The following is a 15207-nucleotide window of genomic DNA, read 5'->3' on the forward strand; positions in this document are numbered from 1 at the left end:
GCCGTCTCCCGGAAGGACTGACGCATGGAGCTGCGCAGCGTCGAGGAGCTGATGGATCTGCTGTACGCCGGCCGGCACCAGCACGCGCTGCGAACCGCCGCGCTGCTGCGCCGCAGCCGCCCCGCCGACAAGGAGCTCCAGGTGGCGGGGCTGGTCCACGGCATCGGACCGGTGCTGAGCCCGGGCGACGAGGCCGGGCGGCCCCACAGCGCGGCCACCGCGGTCCGCCCGCTGCTCGGCGAGCGGGTGTTCCGGCTGGTGCGCGGGTACCCCCACCCCACCGGCCCCGCCGACGACGATCTGCTGCGGCTGCGCCTGGCCGCCGAGGAGGGCCGCACCGCGGGCTTCGACGCCGGGGTGCTGGAGGACTGGCGCACCGTACTGGAGCTGGTCGCGGCCCGGCACTCACGACTCGGCGCGTAAGCGCTCCGCCGCGGGGCCACGATGGGCCGTGGTTGTCTGCTGCATCGTCGTGGCTGTCGCGCCCGAGCGGCGGAGCCGCACATCGACACAGCCCCGCGCCTCTTCGGGCGCGCGCCCCTGGTTTCTGACGGGCCGTCATGAGACGGTACGGCGATGACCTCGTCGTACGGGCTCAGGGGCAGGGCGGCTGTCGTCACCGGAGGGACGCGTGGGATCGGGCGTGCCGTCGCAGGGGCTCTCGCCGCGGCCGGAGCGCTGGTCTGCGTGACCGCGCGGGACGCGGGCGAGGTGCGGCGTACGGCCGCCGAGCTGGGCGGGATCGGGCTGGCCGGGAGCGTGGCCGATGCGGGGCATCCCGAGGAGCTGGCGGATCTCGTGCTGCGCGAGTTCGGGCGGCTGGACGTCCTCGTCAACAACGCGGCGACCAACCGGCCGTACGGGCCGCTGATGGAGGCCGGCGCCGAGGCCTGGCGGGAGGCGTTCGCGGTCAACGTCGAGGCGCCGCTGCGGCTGGTGCAGTGCGCCTGGCGGGGGTGGATGCGGGAGCACGGCGGAACCGTCGTCAACGTGTGCACGGAAGGTGCCGGGCATGTGGGGCCGCACATCGGCGCCTACGGCACCACCAAGGCGGCCCTGCTGCATCTCACCCGGCAGCTCGCGGGCGAACTGGCGCCCCGGGTGCGGGTCAACTCGGTCTCCCCCGGGCTCGTCCGCACCGAGATGGCGCGGTTCGTGTGGGAGCCGGACGAGGCGGAGGCGGCCGCGGGGCTGCCGCTCGGCCGGATCGGGGAGCCGGAGGATGCGGCACGGGCCGTGGTGTGGCTGGTCTCGGACGCGGCCGAATGGATCACCGGCGCCGATCTGCTGGTGGACGGCGGGACGCGAGTGCGGGCCGCTTCCGGGCCAGGGGCGTACGCCGTGCACGAACGTCTGCGCCGGGTGCCCGAGATCTAGCCGGCGACGCGAGCCGGCCCCCGAAGGGCCGCAGTCCCACTGGGGTCTGCAAGAGGAGTTCAACCACGAAGAACGCGTCGCCTGCGCCCCGGGCACCCCGGCACGACTCCTGGAGGCCGGATCACCGGCGGCCCGTCGGGCCACCGGCTCTCCGCCGCCGGTTCACCACTTGCCGGGCACGTAGTCCTTCAGGAAGACGCCGTACACGTCCTCGCCCTGCTCGCCGCGCACGACGGGGTCGTAGACACGGGCCGCACCGTCCACCAGGTCGAGCGGCGCGTGGAAGCCGGCCTCCGCCAGGCGCAGCTTGTCGTAGTGGGGACGCTCGTCGGTGATCCAGCCGGTGTCGACCGAGGTCATGAGGATGCCGTCGGTGTCGAACATCTCCTGGGCGCTGGTTCGCGTGACCATGTTCATGGCGGCCTTCGCGGCGTTGGTGTTCGGGTGCCCGGCGCCCTTGTAGCCGCGGCCGAAGACGCCTTCCATCGCCGAGACGTTGACGACGTAGGCACGGCCGCTGGCGGCCTTCTTCGCGGCGTCCGCCATCGCCGAGCGCAGGGCGCTGATCAGGATGAACGGCGACGTGTAGTTGCACAGCTGGGTCTCCAGCAGCTCGACCGGGGAGATCTGGTCGATGGTCTGCACCCAGGTGTTGGTCTCGACGACGTCGGGGACGAGACCGCCCGCGTCGATGGCGGTGCCGTCGAGGTGCCGGGCGACGCTGGCGTTGCCGGCGACGAGCGCGAGGTCGGCGACCTTCTGCGCGTCCAGGCCGCTGGTGCCCACGGGCAGCGCGGCGATCCCGTCCACGGCGCCGGAGTTGAAGGCGCCGATGACGTGGTGGGCGGGAAGCTCACCGGCGGGCAGCGGCGCGCTCTCGCCCTCGACCAGGGCGGCGTACGCGGTGGGCAGCCGGCGCACGGTCTGCGTCGCGTTGTTGATCAGGATGTCGAGCGGACCCGCCTCGGCGACCCGCTCGGCCAGGGCCACGGCCTGCGCCGGGTCGCGCAGGTCGATGCCGACGACCTCCAGCCGGTGCATCCAGTCCGCGGAGTCCTCCATCGCCTTGAACCGGCGGATGGCGTCCTTGGGGAAGCGTGTGGTGATGGTCGTGTGCGCGCCGTCGCGCAGCAGGCGCAGCGCGATGTACATGCCGATCTTGGCGCGGCCGCCGGTGAGCACGGCACGCTTGCCGGTCAGGTCGGCGCGGGCGTCGCGCCTGGCCCGGTTCAGACTCGCACAGTCCGGACAGAGCTGGTGGTAGAAGTAGTCGACTTCCACGTACCGCGTCTTGCAGGTGTAGCAGGAGCGCGGGCGCTGGAGTATCCCGGCGATCTTCCCGGCCTCGGTGACCGACGACGGCAGGATGCCCTCGGTCTCGTCGTCGATGCGCTGGGCGGAGCCGGTCGCGGTGGCCTCGGTGACCGCCTTGTCGTGCGCGGTCTTGGCGGCCCGGCGGTCCTGGCGGCGGCGCTGCTTGACCGTGCGGTAGATGCCGGCCGTGGCCCGGCGCACCGTGATGGCGTCGGGGTGGTCGACCTCCAGCTTGTCGAGCTCCTCGAGCACGCTGAGGCAGACAGCCAGGCGCTCGGGGTCGATGCCGGGGCCGTACACGACCTCGTCCGTGGTCGTCGAGCCGTCCTCTGTCACCGTCATCGCGCTGCCGCTTCCCTGATCACCCGCGCAGCGCTCCGACTCGCGCCCGCTTTCGAACGGGGAATTTTACGGAGCACAGGGCCAACCCACCAAACCGCTCCCACACTCCGGGCTCCACCGAGGCCGATGGGCGTACCGCAACAGCCTCAATCGGCCTCAACGGCCTCATCAGCCACAGCTGCCCCACCGGCCCAACCGGTCACCCGCCCGACGACGCATCCGCCCTGCGGGGCCGCCCGCACCACCCGGCGGCGAGAGCCGCATGGATGGTGCGGGCGGGAATCCGGACCCGGCCCGAGGCCGGGTGCCGTGCTCAGGCCTCGCAGACGGACAGCAACATCTCCACCTCGTCCGACACCGCCCGCGCGAACACGTCGAGGTCCGGCACGGCCCGCGCATCGGCGACGAGCCCGTAGTGCACGCGCCCGCGATACGTGGAGATCGCGACCGCCAGGGACTGGCCCGGGGCGAGCGGGGCGAAGGGGTAGACCTCGGCGAGCTGGTGCCCGCCGAGCTTCAGCCCGAGGCCGGGCAGCGGCACGCTCGTGACGAGGATGTCGAACCAGAGGCGCGCGGCCTGGCCGACGAGCGGCCCGCCGAGCCGGTGACCGAGCGCGGGCACGTGGTCGGCGAGCAGGGCGACGGCCCCGGCGCCCCGGTTCGGGCCCGCGTCCTTGTTGCGGACCATCGCCGTGCGCACGGTGTCGAGCCGACGGAGCGGATCGGGGTCGTCCACCGGGAGCCGTATCAGGTACCCGGAGAGCCGGTTGCCCTGTGGGTGGGCGGCGCGCGGGCGGCGCCGGGAGACGGGGATGAGGGCGCGGGGGGCGACACCCGCGCTGCCGTCGCCGCGTTCGTCCAGCCAGCGGCGCAGTGCCCCGGCGACGACGGCGATGAGCACGTCGTTGACGGTGCCGCCGGCGCTCTTGCGGACCCGGTGGACGTCGTCGATGTCCAGGACGACCCCGGCCGTGCGGCGGGTGCCGCTGGGGGCGGAGGTCAGCGCGGACGAGGGGCGCATCCCGAAGGTGGAGCGGGCCAGGGAGGCGCCGATGTCGAGGGCCCGGCCCACGTCGGACAGCGTGCCCCTGACCAGCTCGGGGACTCGTCCGGGCAGCCGGCGCACGTCGGAGAGCAGGCCGCGCGGCGGCTCGATGGCCCGGGGCCCGCGCTCGGGCAGGTCGACCGGGTCCAGGACGCCTGCGGCGAGCTTGAGCGCGCGCAGTCCGTCGGCGAGGGCGTGGTGGAACTTGAACAGCACGGCGAAGGACACACCGTCCTCGCCGGGCAGGACGTGCGCCTCCCACGGTGGCCGGCCGCGCTCCAGCGGGCGTTCCATCAGCCGTCCCGCGGCCTGCTGGAAGTCGGCGGTCGGGGCGTGCAGCCGTACGTGGTTGAGCGGGTCGAAGTCCGGGTCGGTCTCCCGGGCGGCGCCGCCGAAGGCGAGGGGCTGCCAGATGTCCCGGATGCGCATGCGCAGACCGGGCACGGCGGCGGCGCGCGCGGCGAGCAGGTCGGCGGCGTGGGCTCCGGCGGTGGGCGAGTGCGCGGTGAACACGCCGAGTGCGCCGAGGTGCATCGGGTGCCGTTCGGACTCCATGTTCCAGAACGCCAGGTCGAGGGGAGCGAGCAGGTCGGAAGTCACGGGCTGGCCTCGCACGTCGTCGACGGTTGGATATATGCAGTCAATCCCCGACCCCCGATTACGGTCAAGTACGATCAGGCTACGCTCAGTTAACAGCAGATTAAGTCCCGCCCCTGTGAGAGGGGCGGGACTCAGGAGACTCCTGAGGTCACCTCAGCACCGGTGGTGCTGCCTGGGGTGACGTACCCCACTCGGACGGGCGCGGGCCGACCGTGAACGCCAGGGAGCGCGTGGAGCGCAGCGCATCGGTCGTCAGATAGGTCCGTGTGTGCGGAGTCCCGTCGGCGCGGACGCCCTGGACGTAGCGGTCGCTCGCCGACGTGCCGGGCGCGGTGACCGTGAGCCGGCCGCCGGGCCAGAAGCGGCGGTTCAGGGTGAGGTCGACGCGGTCGAAGACCGGGGTGGACAGGCCCCAGGTGTCGTAACCGGGCTGGATCGGGAAGAGCCCGATCGAGGACAGCACGTTCCAGGCGGACATGGTGCCGAGGTCGTCGTTGCCGGTCATCCCCGTGGGTCCGTCGGTGAAGAGGGTCAGTGCCGCGTGGACGACGTCCGTCGTCTTCCAGGGCTGCCCGGTGGCCAGATAGGTGTAGGGCGCGATGAGGTCGGGCTCGTTCATCGGGTTGTACTTGTCGGCGTTGTAGTAGTTGTACGCGTCCCCGTGCACCCACACCTCGCGGGCGGTCTTCCCGGGATCGGCCAGCAGCCGGTCGTAGGCGAAGAAGGAGTCCAGGCGGTCGTTGGCCGCGCGGTCGCCGCCGATGAGACCGATCATGCCGGGCAGGTCCTGCGGGACGAGCCACTGGTACTGCCAGGCCGTGCCCTCGTGGAAGCCGATGCCGCGGGCCGGATCGGCCGAGCCGGTGAAGGCGCCGGAGGCGTCGCGGGCACGGAAGAAGCCGATGGAGGGGTCGAAGACGGTCCGGTAGTTCTGCGCCCTGGCGGCGTAGCGGGCCGCGTCTTCGGTGTGGCCGAGGCCGCGGGCCATCTGGGCGAGCACGGCGTCGGCGAGGGCGTACTCCAGGGTGACGGAGGCGCCGTGGTGGTAGTCGGAGTCGCCCATCTTCGCGAGCGGGTGGCTCTTGTCGTAGGGCGCGAACCCGTGTGCGATGTACTCGGCGTTGGCCTCCCGGCCGACCCCCGGGTAGCCGGCGGGCGGTACCCCGTCGGCATTCTTCCGCAGGGCCCGGTAGGCGCGTTCCTCGAACCCCTTGAGCAGGCCCATCTGGTAGGCGGTGGTGAGGAACGGGGTGACGGGGTCGCCGCTCATGGTGTTCGTCTCGACCGGGCCGTAGCCCCACTTCGGCAGCCAGCCGCCGTCCTCGTCGACCTTCACCACCGACAGGGCCATGTCGCGCGCCTCGCGGGGCGCGAGCAGGGCGAGGAGCTGGGCCTGGGTGCGGTAGGTGTCCCACAGCGACCAGTTCTGGTAGTACGTGAACCGTTCCGCCCGGTGGACCCGGCGGTCCCAGCCGGTGTAGCGGCCGTCCGCGTCGCTGCCGATGTTGGGCGCGAGGAACGAGCGGTACAGCGACGAGTAGAAGGTGCGGCGCAGGGTCGGGTCGCCGCCCTCGACCCGGACCGCGGCCAGCCGCCGCTCCCACTCCTCGCGGGCCCGGTCCCGTACGGCGTCGAAGGACCGGCCGCCCTCGGCGCGCAGGTTGACGGCGGCGCCGCGCGCGTCCACGTACGACAGGGCGGTGGTCGCCTCGACGGTACGGTCCTTCGTCGCGTCGAAGCGGACGTAGGCGCCGCCGCCTCCGGTCCGGGCGCCCGGGGTGACCGTGGCGCCGTTCCAGGTGCCGTACGCGGTGAAGGGCCGGCTGAAACGGGTGATCGTGTACACGGTGTAGGGGCCGGTGTCACGGCAGAATCCGTGACCGGTGATCTCGGTGCGTACGGTGCGGTCGTCGAGGATCTCGACAGCGCTGCCGACCGGCTTGTGCAGCGACTGGGCCGCGTTCAGCAGGACGTTGGCCTTGTCGGTGGCCGGGAAGGTGAAGCGCTGCACTCCGGTGCGCCTGCTCGCGGTCAGCTCGGCGCGGATGCCGGAGTCGAGGCCGACACGGTAGTAGCCGGGGCTCGCCTCCTCGTCGGTGTGCGAGAAGCGCGCCGCGTACTTGGCGTAGTCCGTCTGCGTGACCTCGCCCGTGGTGGGCAGCACGGGCAGGTCGCCGCCGATCCGGCAGCCGACGCCCGAGAGGTGGACCAGCGAGAAGCCGCGGACGGTGTTCTGCGTGTAGTCGTAGCCGGTGCTGTGCCCCGTGTCCGGGGAGAGCTGCACCATGCCGAAGGGCACGGCCGCGCCGGGAAAGGTGTTGCCCTCGTTCTGGCTCCCGATGAAGGGGTTGACCAGGTCGGCGAGGTGGCCGTCGGTCCGCTCGGCGGCCTGTGCGGCGGGGGTGGCGATCAGCGTGGACGCTGCCAGCACCCCAGCCAGGCACAGCCGCGTGCGCCGGGTCCCTCTCATGTCGGATGACCTCCGAAGGTTCGACATCGTTGCCTGCATCGTGAAGGCCGAACGAGGCGAACCCCGGCATTCCGGGAGGGTGATGACAAACGCGTCGCGGACGGCGGCCGTCTGACGGTGCGTCCGCCGAGGGCTCAGGAGGTCGAGGAGCAGGGATTCAGGAGACCCGCTGTCCCTTTCCCAGGGCGATCACCCCGCCCTTGGAGACGGTGTACAGCTCGGCGTCCCGCTCCGGGTTGACGCCGATCGTCGCGCCGGGCGGGACCTCCACGTTCTTGTCCAGGACGGCACCGCGGACGACCGCACCCCGGCCGATGCGCACGTTGTCGTGCAGCACCGAGCCCTGCACCACCGCGCCCGGGTCGACCCGGACCCCCGGCGACAGCACGGACCGGGTGACCTGACCGCGGATCAGGCAGCCCGCGCTGATGATGGACTCGCTCGCGATGCCGCCCGCGTTGAAGCGGGCCGGGGAGAGCTGGTTGGAGTGGGTGTAGACGGGCCACTGGCGGTTGTAGAGGTTGAAGGCGGGCCGCTCGGCGATCAGGTCCATGTGCGCCTCGTAGTAGGCGTCCAGGGTGCCCACGTCCCGCCAGTAGCCCTGGTCGCGGCTGGTCTCCCCGGGCACGTGGTTGGCGCTGAAGTCGTACAGCTGTGCCTCGCCACGGCCGGTGAGCTGGGGCAGGATCGAGCCGCCCATGTCGTGCACCGACTGGCTGTCCTCGGCGTCGCGTTGCAGCGCCTCGATGAGGGCCTTGGTGGAGAAGATGTAGTTGCCCATCGAGGCGAACACGCACTCGGGGTCGTCGGCCAGCCCGGGCGGGTCGGCGGGCTTCTCCAGGAAGCGCTCCACACCGATGCCGTCCGAGCCCGGCGTGATCACCCCGAAGGAGGAGGACTCCGAGCGCGGCACCCGGATGCCGGCCACCGTCACGCCCGCGCCTCCCTCGATGTGCTGCTGCAGCATCTGCCGCGGGTCCATGCGGTAGACGTGGTCGGCGCCGAACACCGCCACGTACTCGGGCTGTTCGTCGTACACGAGGTTCAGCGACTGCAGGATCGCGTCGGCGCTGCCCAGGTACCAGCGCGGGCCGAGGCGCTGCTGGGCCGGGACCGGGGTGACGTAGTTGCCGAGCAGGCTGGACATCCGCCAGGTGGTGGTGATGTGCCGGTCCAGGGAGTGGGACTTGTACTGGGTCAGCACGCAGATGCGCAGCACGTCGGCGTTGACGAGGTTGGACAGGACGAAGTCGACGAGCCGGTAGGTGCCGCCGAAGGTGACGGCCGGTTTGGCGCGGTCCGCGGTGAGCGGCATCAGCCGCTTGCCCTCTCCGCCCGCCAGAACGATTCCGAGAACCGAAGCTCCTCCCCCGCTCTCGGCATCGCTCGAGCGGGGGTACCCCCATCGACGCATGGCCGCTCCCCTCACCCTGGTTGAACCGTGGTTGCCCCGAGCAGACCGGACTACGCCTGCTTGAGGATCTCCTCGTACAGCCCGGCGGTGCGCCGGGCCACCGCGTCCCAGCCGAACTCGCCCACCGCGCGCTCCCGTCCGGCCTCGCCCATCCGCCGGGCCGTCTCCCGGTCGCCGAGGACGGCGTCCAGTGCCCGCGCGAGGCCCGCCTCGAAGTCGTCGTCCACGTCGACGAGGAGACCCGTCCTGCCGTCCTCGACGACCTCGGGGATACCGCCGACCCGCGAGGCCACCACGGGCGTGCCGCACGCCATGGCCTCCAGGTTGACGATGCCCAGCGGCTCGTACACCGAAGGGCAGACGAACACGGCGGCGTGCGTGAGGAGTTGGATCACATCCGCGCGCGGCAGCATCTGCGGGATCCAGAACACGCCCTCGCGGACCCGGCTCAGCTCCTCGTACAGCTCCCGGAACTCGCGGTCGATCTCCTGGGTGTCGGGCGCTCCCGCGCACAGCACGACCTGCGCGCGCGGGTCGATGTCCCGTACCGCGCGCAGCAGATGGGGTACGCCCTTCTGGCGGGTGATCCGGCCCACGAACAGGACGTACGGGCGTGCGGGGTCGAGGCCGGTGCGGGCGAGTGCGTCGGTGCCCCGGTTCGGCCGGTAGAGCGTCGTGTCGATGCCGTTGTGCACGACGTGGACCTTCGCCGGGTCCAGCGCCGGATAGCAGGCGAGGATGTCCTCCCGCATGGCCCCCGACACGGCGATCACCGCGTCCGCGGCCTCGACCACGGTGCGCTCGGCCCAGCTCGAAAGGGCGTACCCGCCTCCCAGTTGCTCGGCCTTCCAGGGACGCAGGGGCTCCAGCGAGTGGGCGGTCATCACGTGCGGGATGCCGTGGAGGAGCTTGGCGAAGTGGCCGGCGAGATTGGCGTACCAGGTGTGGGAGTGGACGAGCTCGCGGCCTTCGAGGGCGGCGGCGATGGAGAGGTCCACGGAGAAGGTGCGCAGTGCGTCGTTGGAGCCGTCGAGAACGGCCCAGGGGCGATGGCGTACGACACCGACGCCGCGCCCCTCGCCCCAGCAGTGCACCTCCAGGTCCACCAGGGAGGTCAACTCGCGGGCGAGGAACTCCACATGGACGCCTGCGCCGCCGTACACGTCCGGGGGGTACTCCCGGGTCAGCAGTCCCACACGCACCCGACAACCCCCTTGCCACGGCGGCACGTTCCTCTCATGGTCACCCAGAAGCGGCGTCCGGGGAAGAGCGCGGCGGGCGGGTGAAGCAGCAGTCGCCGCAGACTCCGCCGCCGGGGACGCGGTAGTACAGGCAGCAGCTGCGGCGGCGGAAGGCCGTGCCGGTGCGGGTGCCGGCGGTGCGCAGGAGGGGATGGGCGAAGAGTTCACCGGTGAGGTCTCGGGCCCGGTCCGCCACCTCGGTACGGCCCCTCGCCCGGGCCCAGCGGTCCAGTTCGCGGGCGGCTCCGGCGAGCGCCGAGGCGGCGTTGCCCCACAGCAGTCCGGCCGCGACACCGTAGCGGGACCTCAGGGTCTCCCCCAGGGGCTCGAGATGGCCGTGCAGCACGGTGTCCGCGAGCGTCGCCGCGTCCCCGGGCAGCGGGCGCACCCCGGTCAGCCACAGGTCGTCCGGAGCGGTGGCGGCGGCGTCCCAGCGCAGCAGCCGCGGGTCCAGGTCGGGCAGCAGGCCGTACAGGGACGCGCAGGCCAGGGCCGGGGACCAGAGGCGGGCGGCGAGGCCCTGCTGGCTGATGGAGGCGGCGACCCGCGGCTCGGCCGTACGCAGGCGCCGCCCCACTGTCTCGACACGGATTGTCAGCTGATCCCGACGGACATCCACATCCGATGTCCCGGCTTCATAGGTCTCCGCGAGTGCCGGCAGGGGCGCGGACGCCGTGCCGGGCGCCGGTGCGGCGGTGCGCAGGACGAAGAAGCCGCCGAGCGGGCGGAGGGCGGCGAGTTCGGGGTCGAGGTCCACGAGGAGCACTAGTACCAGGCTTGTTCGTGGCGCGGACCCTGGGGTGTCCACCCGTGGTCACCCCTCTTGGGGATGATCGCGCGGTCGGCGTACTCCATCGGTAGTAGGACTCATTGCGTGCTCAGGTACGACGACGGGAAGGGACCCGAGCGGGCAGAGTGTTGACCATGGAAGCCGACCGTACGCCGTGCCGGACCCGGGGGTCCCGGCTCACGCAGAGGAGCTGCAGATGAGCGCCCTGGCGTTGTCCGTGCTCCTGTCGTTCGTCTCCGCCGTCGCCTATGCCGGCGGAGCGATCGTGCAGGAGCAGGTCGCGGTGTCCTCCCCCGACGGTTCGTACCTGCCGCTGCGCCGGGCCGGCTGGTGGGCGGCGCTGACACTCAACGGGCTCGGCGGCGTGCTGCACGTCGTGGCGCTGGCCTACGGCCCGCTCAGCCTGGTGCAGCCGCTGGGCGCGCTGACCATCGTCTTCGCGCTGCCCATGGCGGCGCTCTTCGTCTCCCGCAGGGCCGGGGCGACCGCCTGGCGCGGCGCCGTCATGGCCACGGTGGGTCTCGCGGGCCTGCTGTCCCTGGTCGGCACGTCCGACGCGCACTCCCTCGACGCCGCCCAGCGGACGGCCGCCGCGCTGGTCACCGGCGGAGCGGTCGTGGCGCTGATGATCGCGGGCCGGGCCGTGCACCGGCACCCGGCCGTGCGCAGCGTGCTGCTGGCCACCGGCTCCGGCACAGCCTTCGGCATGTCGTCCGTGTTCACCAAGACCGTGGCGGTCGACTGGGACAGCGGGATCAGCCTCGGTGACCTGCCCTCCCTCGCGGTGATCGGGGCGTTCGCGACCGTCGGCATCCTGCTCTCCCAGGCCTCCTACCGGGGCGGCGGCCTCGCCGCGCCGCTGGCCACGCTGACGGTGGTCAACCCGGTGCTGGCCGCCGCGGTCGGCATCATGATGTTCGGCGAGACGTTCCGCTACGCCTCCACGGGCACCGTGCTCGCCCTGGGCTGCGGCGTGGTGGCCGCGGGTGGTCTCATCCTGCTGACGACGGAACGGCTCGAGACCGCCCCTGCGGCGGATCCGGTCACCGAGCCGGGGGCCGACGCCGCGGAGATGCTCGGGAGCGTGCCCCGGCAGCGGTCCCGGTCGGCGGCACGGGCGGCGCACGCGGGGGAGGACGTGGGCGATCCTGCCGCGGAGGACCTGCGCGTTCCCGGCAGCTCGCCCCCGGCGGACGTGCCCGCTCTCCCGGACCTAGGAGCCCTCGAGGACGTGCTGGTGGCGGCTCCGGACGACGGCCGCGAGGGCGGCATACCGGCCGTCTACGCCCTCCCCGCCGCGTACCTCCCGCTGTCCGCCGGCTTCCCTGTGCCCGCGCCCGACATGAGCCTGCACCGTCCGCGGGTCAGATCCTGACGCCACCGGCCCGGAGATAGGCGACCGGGTCGATGTCCGAGCCGAAGCCGGGCCCCGTCCGCACCTCGAAGTGCAGATGCGGGCCCGTGACGTTCCCGGTCGACCCGGACCGGCCGATGCGCTGGTCCGCGGACACGCTCTGCCCGGCTCGCACGGAGATGGCGGACAGGTGGGCGTACTGGGTGTAGCGCCCGTCGGCGTGCCGGATCACCACCTGGTAGCCGTAGGAGCCGCCCCAGCCCGCGGAGACCACGTGTCCGGCCGCGGCCGCGTGGACGGAGGTGCCGGTCGGCACCAGGAAGTCGACGCCGGTGTGGTAGCCCTTCGACCAGTGCGACCCGGCCACGCGGTAGCTGGTGCCGATGGCGGCGTGCACCGGGGCGACGAGGGAGTGGCCGGTGCCGTGGCCCGGGCGCTGGTGGGTCTTCTTCTCCGAAGGGGCTTTCCGCTTCGGGGACTTGGACTTGCCGTCGGTGTGCGTGTCGGGTGCCGGGGAGGCGGTGCCGCGCAGGCTGAGCCGCTGGCCCGGCAGGATCAGGTCGGGGTCGGGCCCTATGGCGGCGCGGTTGCCCGCGTACAGCCCGCGCCAGCCGCCCTGGACATGGTGCTCGCCGGCGATGCCGGAGAGCGTGTCGCCGTGCACCACCGTGTACATCTCGGCCTTGCCGGCCCGGGACTGCGGGGTCGTCTGCGGCTGCACGTCCGGCACGGAGCCGGCCCTGCCGGTCTTCGCCGGGCGGGTCGCGGCACCGTCCGGGTGGAGCTCGGGCGCGTGGCCGCCCCGGGTCAGCCCGGCCCGTACGGAGCACACCGGCCAGGCGCCGGGTCCCTGTCCGTCCAGGACCTTCTCGGCGACGGCGATCTGCTGGTCCCTGGTGGCGAGGTCGGCGCGCGGCGCGTACCGGGTGCCGCCGTAGGCCTCCCAGGTCGACACGGTGAACTGCAGCCCGCCGTAGTAACCGTTGCCGGTGTTGATGCTCCAGTTGCCGCTGGACTCGCAGGCGGCGACCTTGTTCCAGGTGGACGCGTCGGCCGCGTCGGCGGTACCCGCGGCGACCAGCGGGATGGCGAGACCGGCGCCGCCCGCCGTGACGGTGAGTGAGGCGCGGTTGATCCTGTTCGGCTGGTACCGGCGATGCCGGCCGCGTACGGCCATGTCCGAAATCCCCTCGGCATGCGTCAGGAGCGGCAAAAGTAAGCGCCGCGAACAGGCCATGACAAGACGGAAAATCAGCCGCATGCTGCTCCCAAGTGGCCGGGAACGGGCCTTCCTTGACGAGATCGGCCGCGAGCGGCGACGACACTGAGGAGACGGGCGCCTTCCGCGCGTAAACATGCGTGGCGGGTCGGATGTGCGCTCGCCGTAGCGGCACGTCAGGATGGGCGAGGGCCCGTACTGACGGAGCCGTAGTCACGAGGCAGTTAGGGAGCAGGCGGTATGAGCAGTTCAGCGCAGATCGGCGTCACGGGCCTCGCGGTCATGGGCCGCAACCTCGCCCGGAACTTCGCGCGCAACGGCTACACGGTCGCCGTGCACAACCGTACGGTGTCGCGGACGCAGGAGCTGGTGGAGGAGTTCGGGCACGAGGGCGACTTCATCGCGGCCGAGACCGCCAAGGACTTCGTGGCGGCCCTGGAGCGCCCGCGCCGACTGGTCATCATGGTCAAGGCGGGCGGTCCGACGGACGCGGTGATCGAGGAGTTCGCCCCGCTCCTGGAGCCCGGCGACATGATCATCGACGGGGGCAACGCGCACTTCGCGGACACCCGCCGCCGCGAGAAGGCACTGCGCGAGCAGGGCATCCACTTCGTCGGCATGGGCGTTTCCGGCGGCGAGGAGGGCGCGCTGCACGGGCCGAGCATCATGCCGGGCGGCCCGAAGGAGTCCTACGACTCGCTCGGCCCGATGCTGGAGAAGATCTCCGCCAAGGCGGCCGACGGCGCGCCGTGTGTCACGCACGTGGGCCCCGACGGCGCCGGTCACTTCGTGAAGATGGTCCACAACGGCATCGAGTACGCCGACATGCAGCTGATCGGCGAGGCCTACCAGTTGCTGCGGGACGTCGCCGGGTACTCCCCCGCGCAGATCGCGGACATCTTCCGCACCTGGAACACGGGCCGCCTGGACTCCTACCTGATCGAGATCACCGCCGAGGTGCTGTCCCACGTGGACGCGGCGACCGGCAAGCCGTTCGTGGACGTGGTGGTCGACCAGGCCGAGCAGAAGGGCACCGGCCGCTGGACGGTGCAGATCGCGCTGGACCTGGGCGTGCCGGTGTCCGGCATCGCCGAGGCCGTGTTCGCCCGGTCGCTGTCGGGTCACGCGGCGCTGCGGGACGCTTCGCAGGGCCTGGCCGGGCCGAAGCCCTCGCCGCTGAGCGAGTCGGAGGCGGCCGCGTTCGCCGACCGGGTGGAGCAGGCGCTGTACGCCTCGAAGATCGTGTCGTACACGCAGGGCTTCCACGAGATCGCCGCGGGCAGCGAGGAGTACGACTGGGACATCGACCTGGGCGCGGTCTCCTCGATCTGGCGCGGCGGGTGCATCATCCGGGCGGCCTTCCTGGACCGCATCCGTGCCGCGTACGACGCCCGGGCCGATCTGCCCAGTCTGCTGTCCGACGACACCTTCGCGCAGGAGATCGCCGCGGCGCAGGACGACTGGCGCGAGGTGCTGATCGCGGCGACCCGGCAGGGGGTGCCGACGCCCGGTTTCGCGGCGGCGCTGGCGTACTACGACGCGCTGCGCGCGGAACGCCTGCCGGCGGCTCTGACGCAGGGGCAGCGGGACTTCTTCGGGGCGCACACGTACCGGCGGGTGGACCAGGAGGGGTCGTTCCACACGCTGTGGGGCGGGGACCGGAGTGAGGTTTCCGCTTAGGACCGCCAAGGGTGCTACGGGCGCCTGGTGGGGGTGCGGGGTGCGGTCGGGCCGCGGGTGCGGGTGTTCCGTGGCCGGTCGCGCGGATCCCCGCGCCCCTTCGGCGCGCCGGCCCTGACCGGGATTTTCGGGTGAACCGGGATTTTCAGGTGAGAGGCGGACCCGGCTCCGGGCTCGGTTCGGGTTCCGGGCCAGGGGGGATCGGGGACGGCGAGGGTTCCGGAGGGCCCGGGGCCGGTGGCGGGGTGGGCACCGGCGGTGGTACGGGATCCGGAGCCGGGCCCGGTTCCGGAGGTGGGACCGGGGACGGGTAAGGGTCCGGTGGGGTGGGGCCCGGGGCCGGTGGTGGTCCCGGGGACGC

11 protein-coding genes are annotated in these 15207 nt (G+C 72.5%); 4 read left to right on the plus strand and 7 right to left on the minus strand.

Going from position 1 to position 15207, the window contains the following annotated elements; translation table 11 throughout:
- The first annotated feature begins 24 nt into the window (after positions 1-24).
- Together FB157_RS07400 and FB157_RS07405 are read left to right on the plus strand one after the other, a co-directional pair.
- A complete protein-coding gene (locus FB157_RS07400) occupies positions 25-423 on the plus strand; it encodes a hypothetical protein (protein WP_145877203.1) in 399 nt (132 codons plus the stop codon).
- A gap of 153 nt (positions 424-576) precedes the next feature.
- The gene (locus FB157_RS07405) at positions 577-1377 is read left to right on the plus strand and encodes an SDR family oxidoreductase (protein ID WP_145877205.1); all 801 of its coding nucleotides are present in this window, start codon (positions 577-579) and stop codon (positions 1375-1377) included.
- 162 nt (positions 1378-1539) lie between these two features.
- On the opposite strand, the gene FB157_RS07410 is transcribed toward FB157_RS07405, so the two are convergent.
- The 6 genes from FB157_RS07410 to FB157_RS07435 form a co-directional block, all read right to left on the minus strand.
- Positions 1540-3033: an SDR family NAD(P)-dependent oxidoreductase gene (locus tag FB157_RS07410; protein WP_145877207.1), complete on the minus strand. Its 1494-nt coding sequence runs from the start codon at positions 3031-3033 to the stop codon at positions 1540-1542.
- A gap of 313 nt (positions 3034-3346) precedes the next feature.
- On the minus strand, positions 3347-4678 hold the full coding sequence (locus FB157_RS07415) for a wax ester/triacylglycerol synthase family O-acyltransferase (protein ID WP_145877209.1): 1332 nt from the start codon (positions 4676-4678) through the stop codon (positions 3347-3349).
- Positions 4679-4826: 148 nt separating this feature from the next.
- Positions 4827-7148 carry a GH92 family glycosyl hydrolase gene (locus FB157_RS07420; RefSeq protein ID WP_145877211.1) on the minus strand — a complete coding sequence of 774 codons (2322 nt, stop codon included), beginning with the start codon at positions 7146-7148 and terminating at the stop codon, positions 4827-4829.
- 157 nt (positions 7149-7305) lie between these two features.
- Positions 7306-8562 carry a glucose-1-phosphate adenylyltransferase gene (gene glgC / locus FB157_RS07425; RefSeq protein ID WP_145877212.1) on the minus strand — a complete coding sequence of 419 codons (1257 nt, stop codon included), beginning with the start codon at positions 8560-8562 and terminating at the stop codon, positions 7306-7308.
- Positions 8563-8612: 50 nt separating this feature from the next.
- On the minus strand, positions 8613-9764 hold the full coding sequence (glgA, locus tag FB157_RS07430; RefSeq protein ID WP_145877214.1) for a glycogen synthase: 1152 nt from the start codon (positions 9762-9764) through the stop codon (positions 8613-8615).
- Between the two features lie 40 nt (positions 9765-9804).
- Positions 9805-10560, minus strand: coding sequence for a (2Fe-2S)-binding protein (locus FB157_RS07435; RefSeq protein ID WP_145877881.1), 756 nt, complete (start codon positions 10558-10560; stop codon positions 9805-9807).
- Between the two features lie 229 nt (positions 10561-10789).
- Here FB157_RS07435 and FB157_RS07440 point away from each other — a divergent pair, with 229 nt between their 5' ends.
- The gene (locus tag FB157_RS07440) at positions 10790-11968 is read left to right on the plus strand and encodes a DMT family transporter (protein ID WP_186581390.1); all 1179 of its coding nucleotides are present in this window, start codon (positions 10790-10792) and stop codon (positions 11966-11968) included.
- Here the strand turns inward: FB157_RS07440 and FB157_RS07445 are convergent.
- Positions 11958-13124 carry a transglycosylase family protein gene (locus FB157_RS07445; protein WP_145877216.1) on the minus strand — a complete coding sequence of 389 codons (1167 nt, stop codon included), beginning with the start codon at positions 13122-13124 and terminating at the stop codon, positions 11958-11960. The two genes, FB157_RS07440 and FB157_RS07445, sit on opposite strands and share 11 nt — an antisense overlap.
- Positions 13125-13406: 282 nt before the next feature.
- Here FB157_RS07445 and gndA point away from each other — a divergent pair, with 282 nt between their 5' ends.
- Complete coding sequence (gene gndA, locus FB157_RS07450; protein WP_145877218.1) at positions 13407-14846, plus strand: NADP-dependent phosphogluconate dehydrogenase; 1440 nt, start codon at positions 13407-13409, stop codon at positions 14844-14846.
- The last annotated feature ends 361 nt before the right edge of the window (positions 14847-15207 follow it).

It is taken from the genome of Streptomyces sp. BK340, assembly GCF_007827595.1.
In the GTDB taxonomy this organism is placed as follows: domain Bacteria; phylum Actinomycetota; class Actinomycetes; order Streptomycetales; family Streptomycetaceae; genus Streptomyces.

Coding starts and splice junctions, on each gene's coding strand:
- gndA (WP_145877218.1), top strand. CDS start 13,407: ATGAGCAGTTCAGCGCAGATCGGCGTCACGGGCCTCGCGGTCATGGGC.
- glgC (WP_145877212.1), bottom strand. CDS start 8,562: ATGCGTCGATGGGGGTACCCCCGCTCGAGCGATGCCGAGAGCGGGGGA.
- FB157_RS07405 (WP_145877205.1), top strand. CDS start 577: ATGACCTCGTCGTACGGGCTCAGGGGCAGGGCGGCTGTCGTCACCGGA.
- FB157_RS07420 (WP_145877211.1), bottom strand. CDS start 7,148: ATGAGAGGGACCCGGCGCACGCGGCTGTGCCTGGCTGGGGTGCTGGCA.
- FB157_RS07440 (WP_186581390.1), top strand. CDS start 10,790: ATGAGCGCCCTGGCGTTGTCCGTGCTCCTGTCGTTCGTCTCCGCCGTC.
- FB157_RS07410 (WP_145877207.1), bottom strand. CDS start 3,033: ATGACGGTGACAGAGGACGGCTCGACGACCACGGACGAGGTCGTGTAC.
- FB157_RS07400 (WP_145877203.1), top strand. CDS start 25: ATGGAGCTGCGCAGCGTCGAGGAGCTGATGGATCTGCTGTACGCCGGC.
- FB157_RS07445 (WP_145877216.1), bottom strand. CDS start 13,124: ATGGCCGTACGCGGCCGGCATCGCCGGTACCAGCCGAACAGGATCAAC.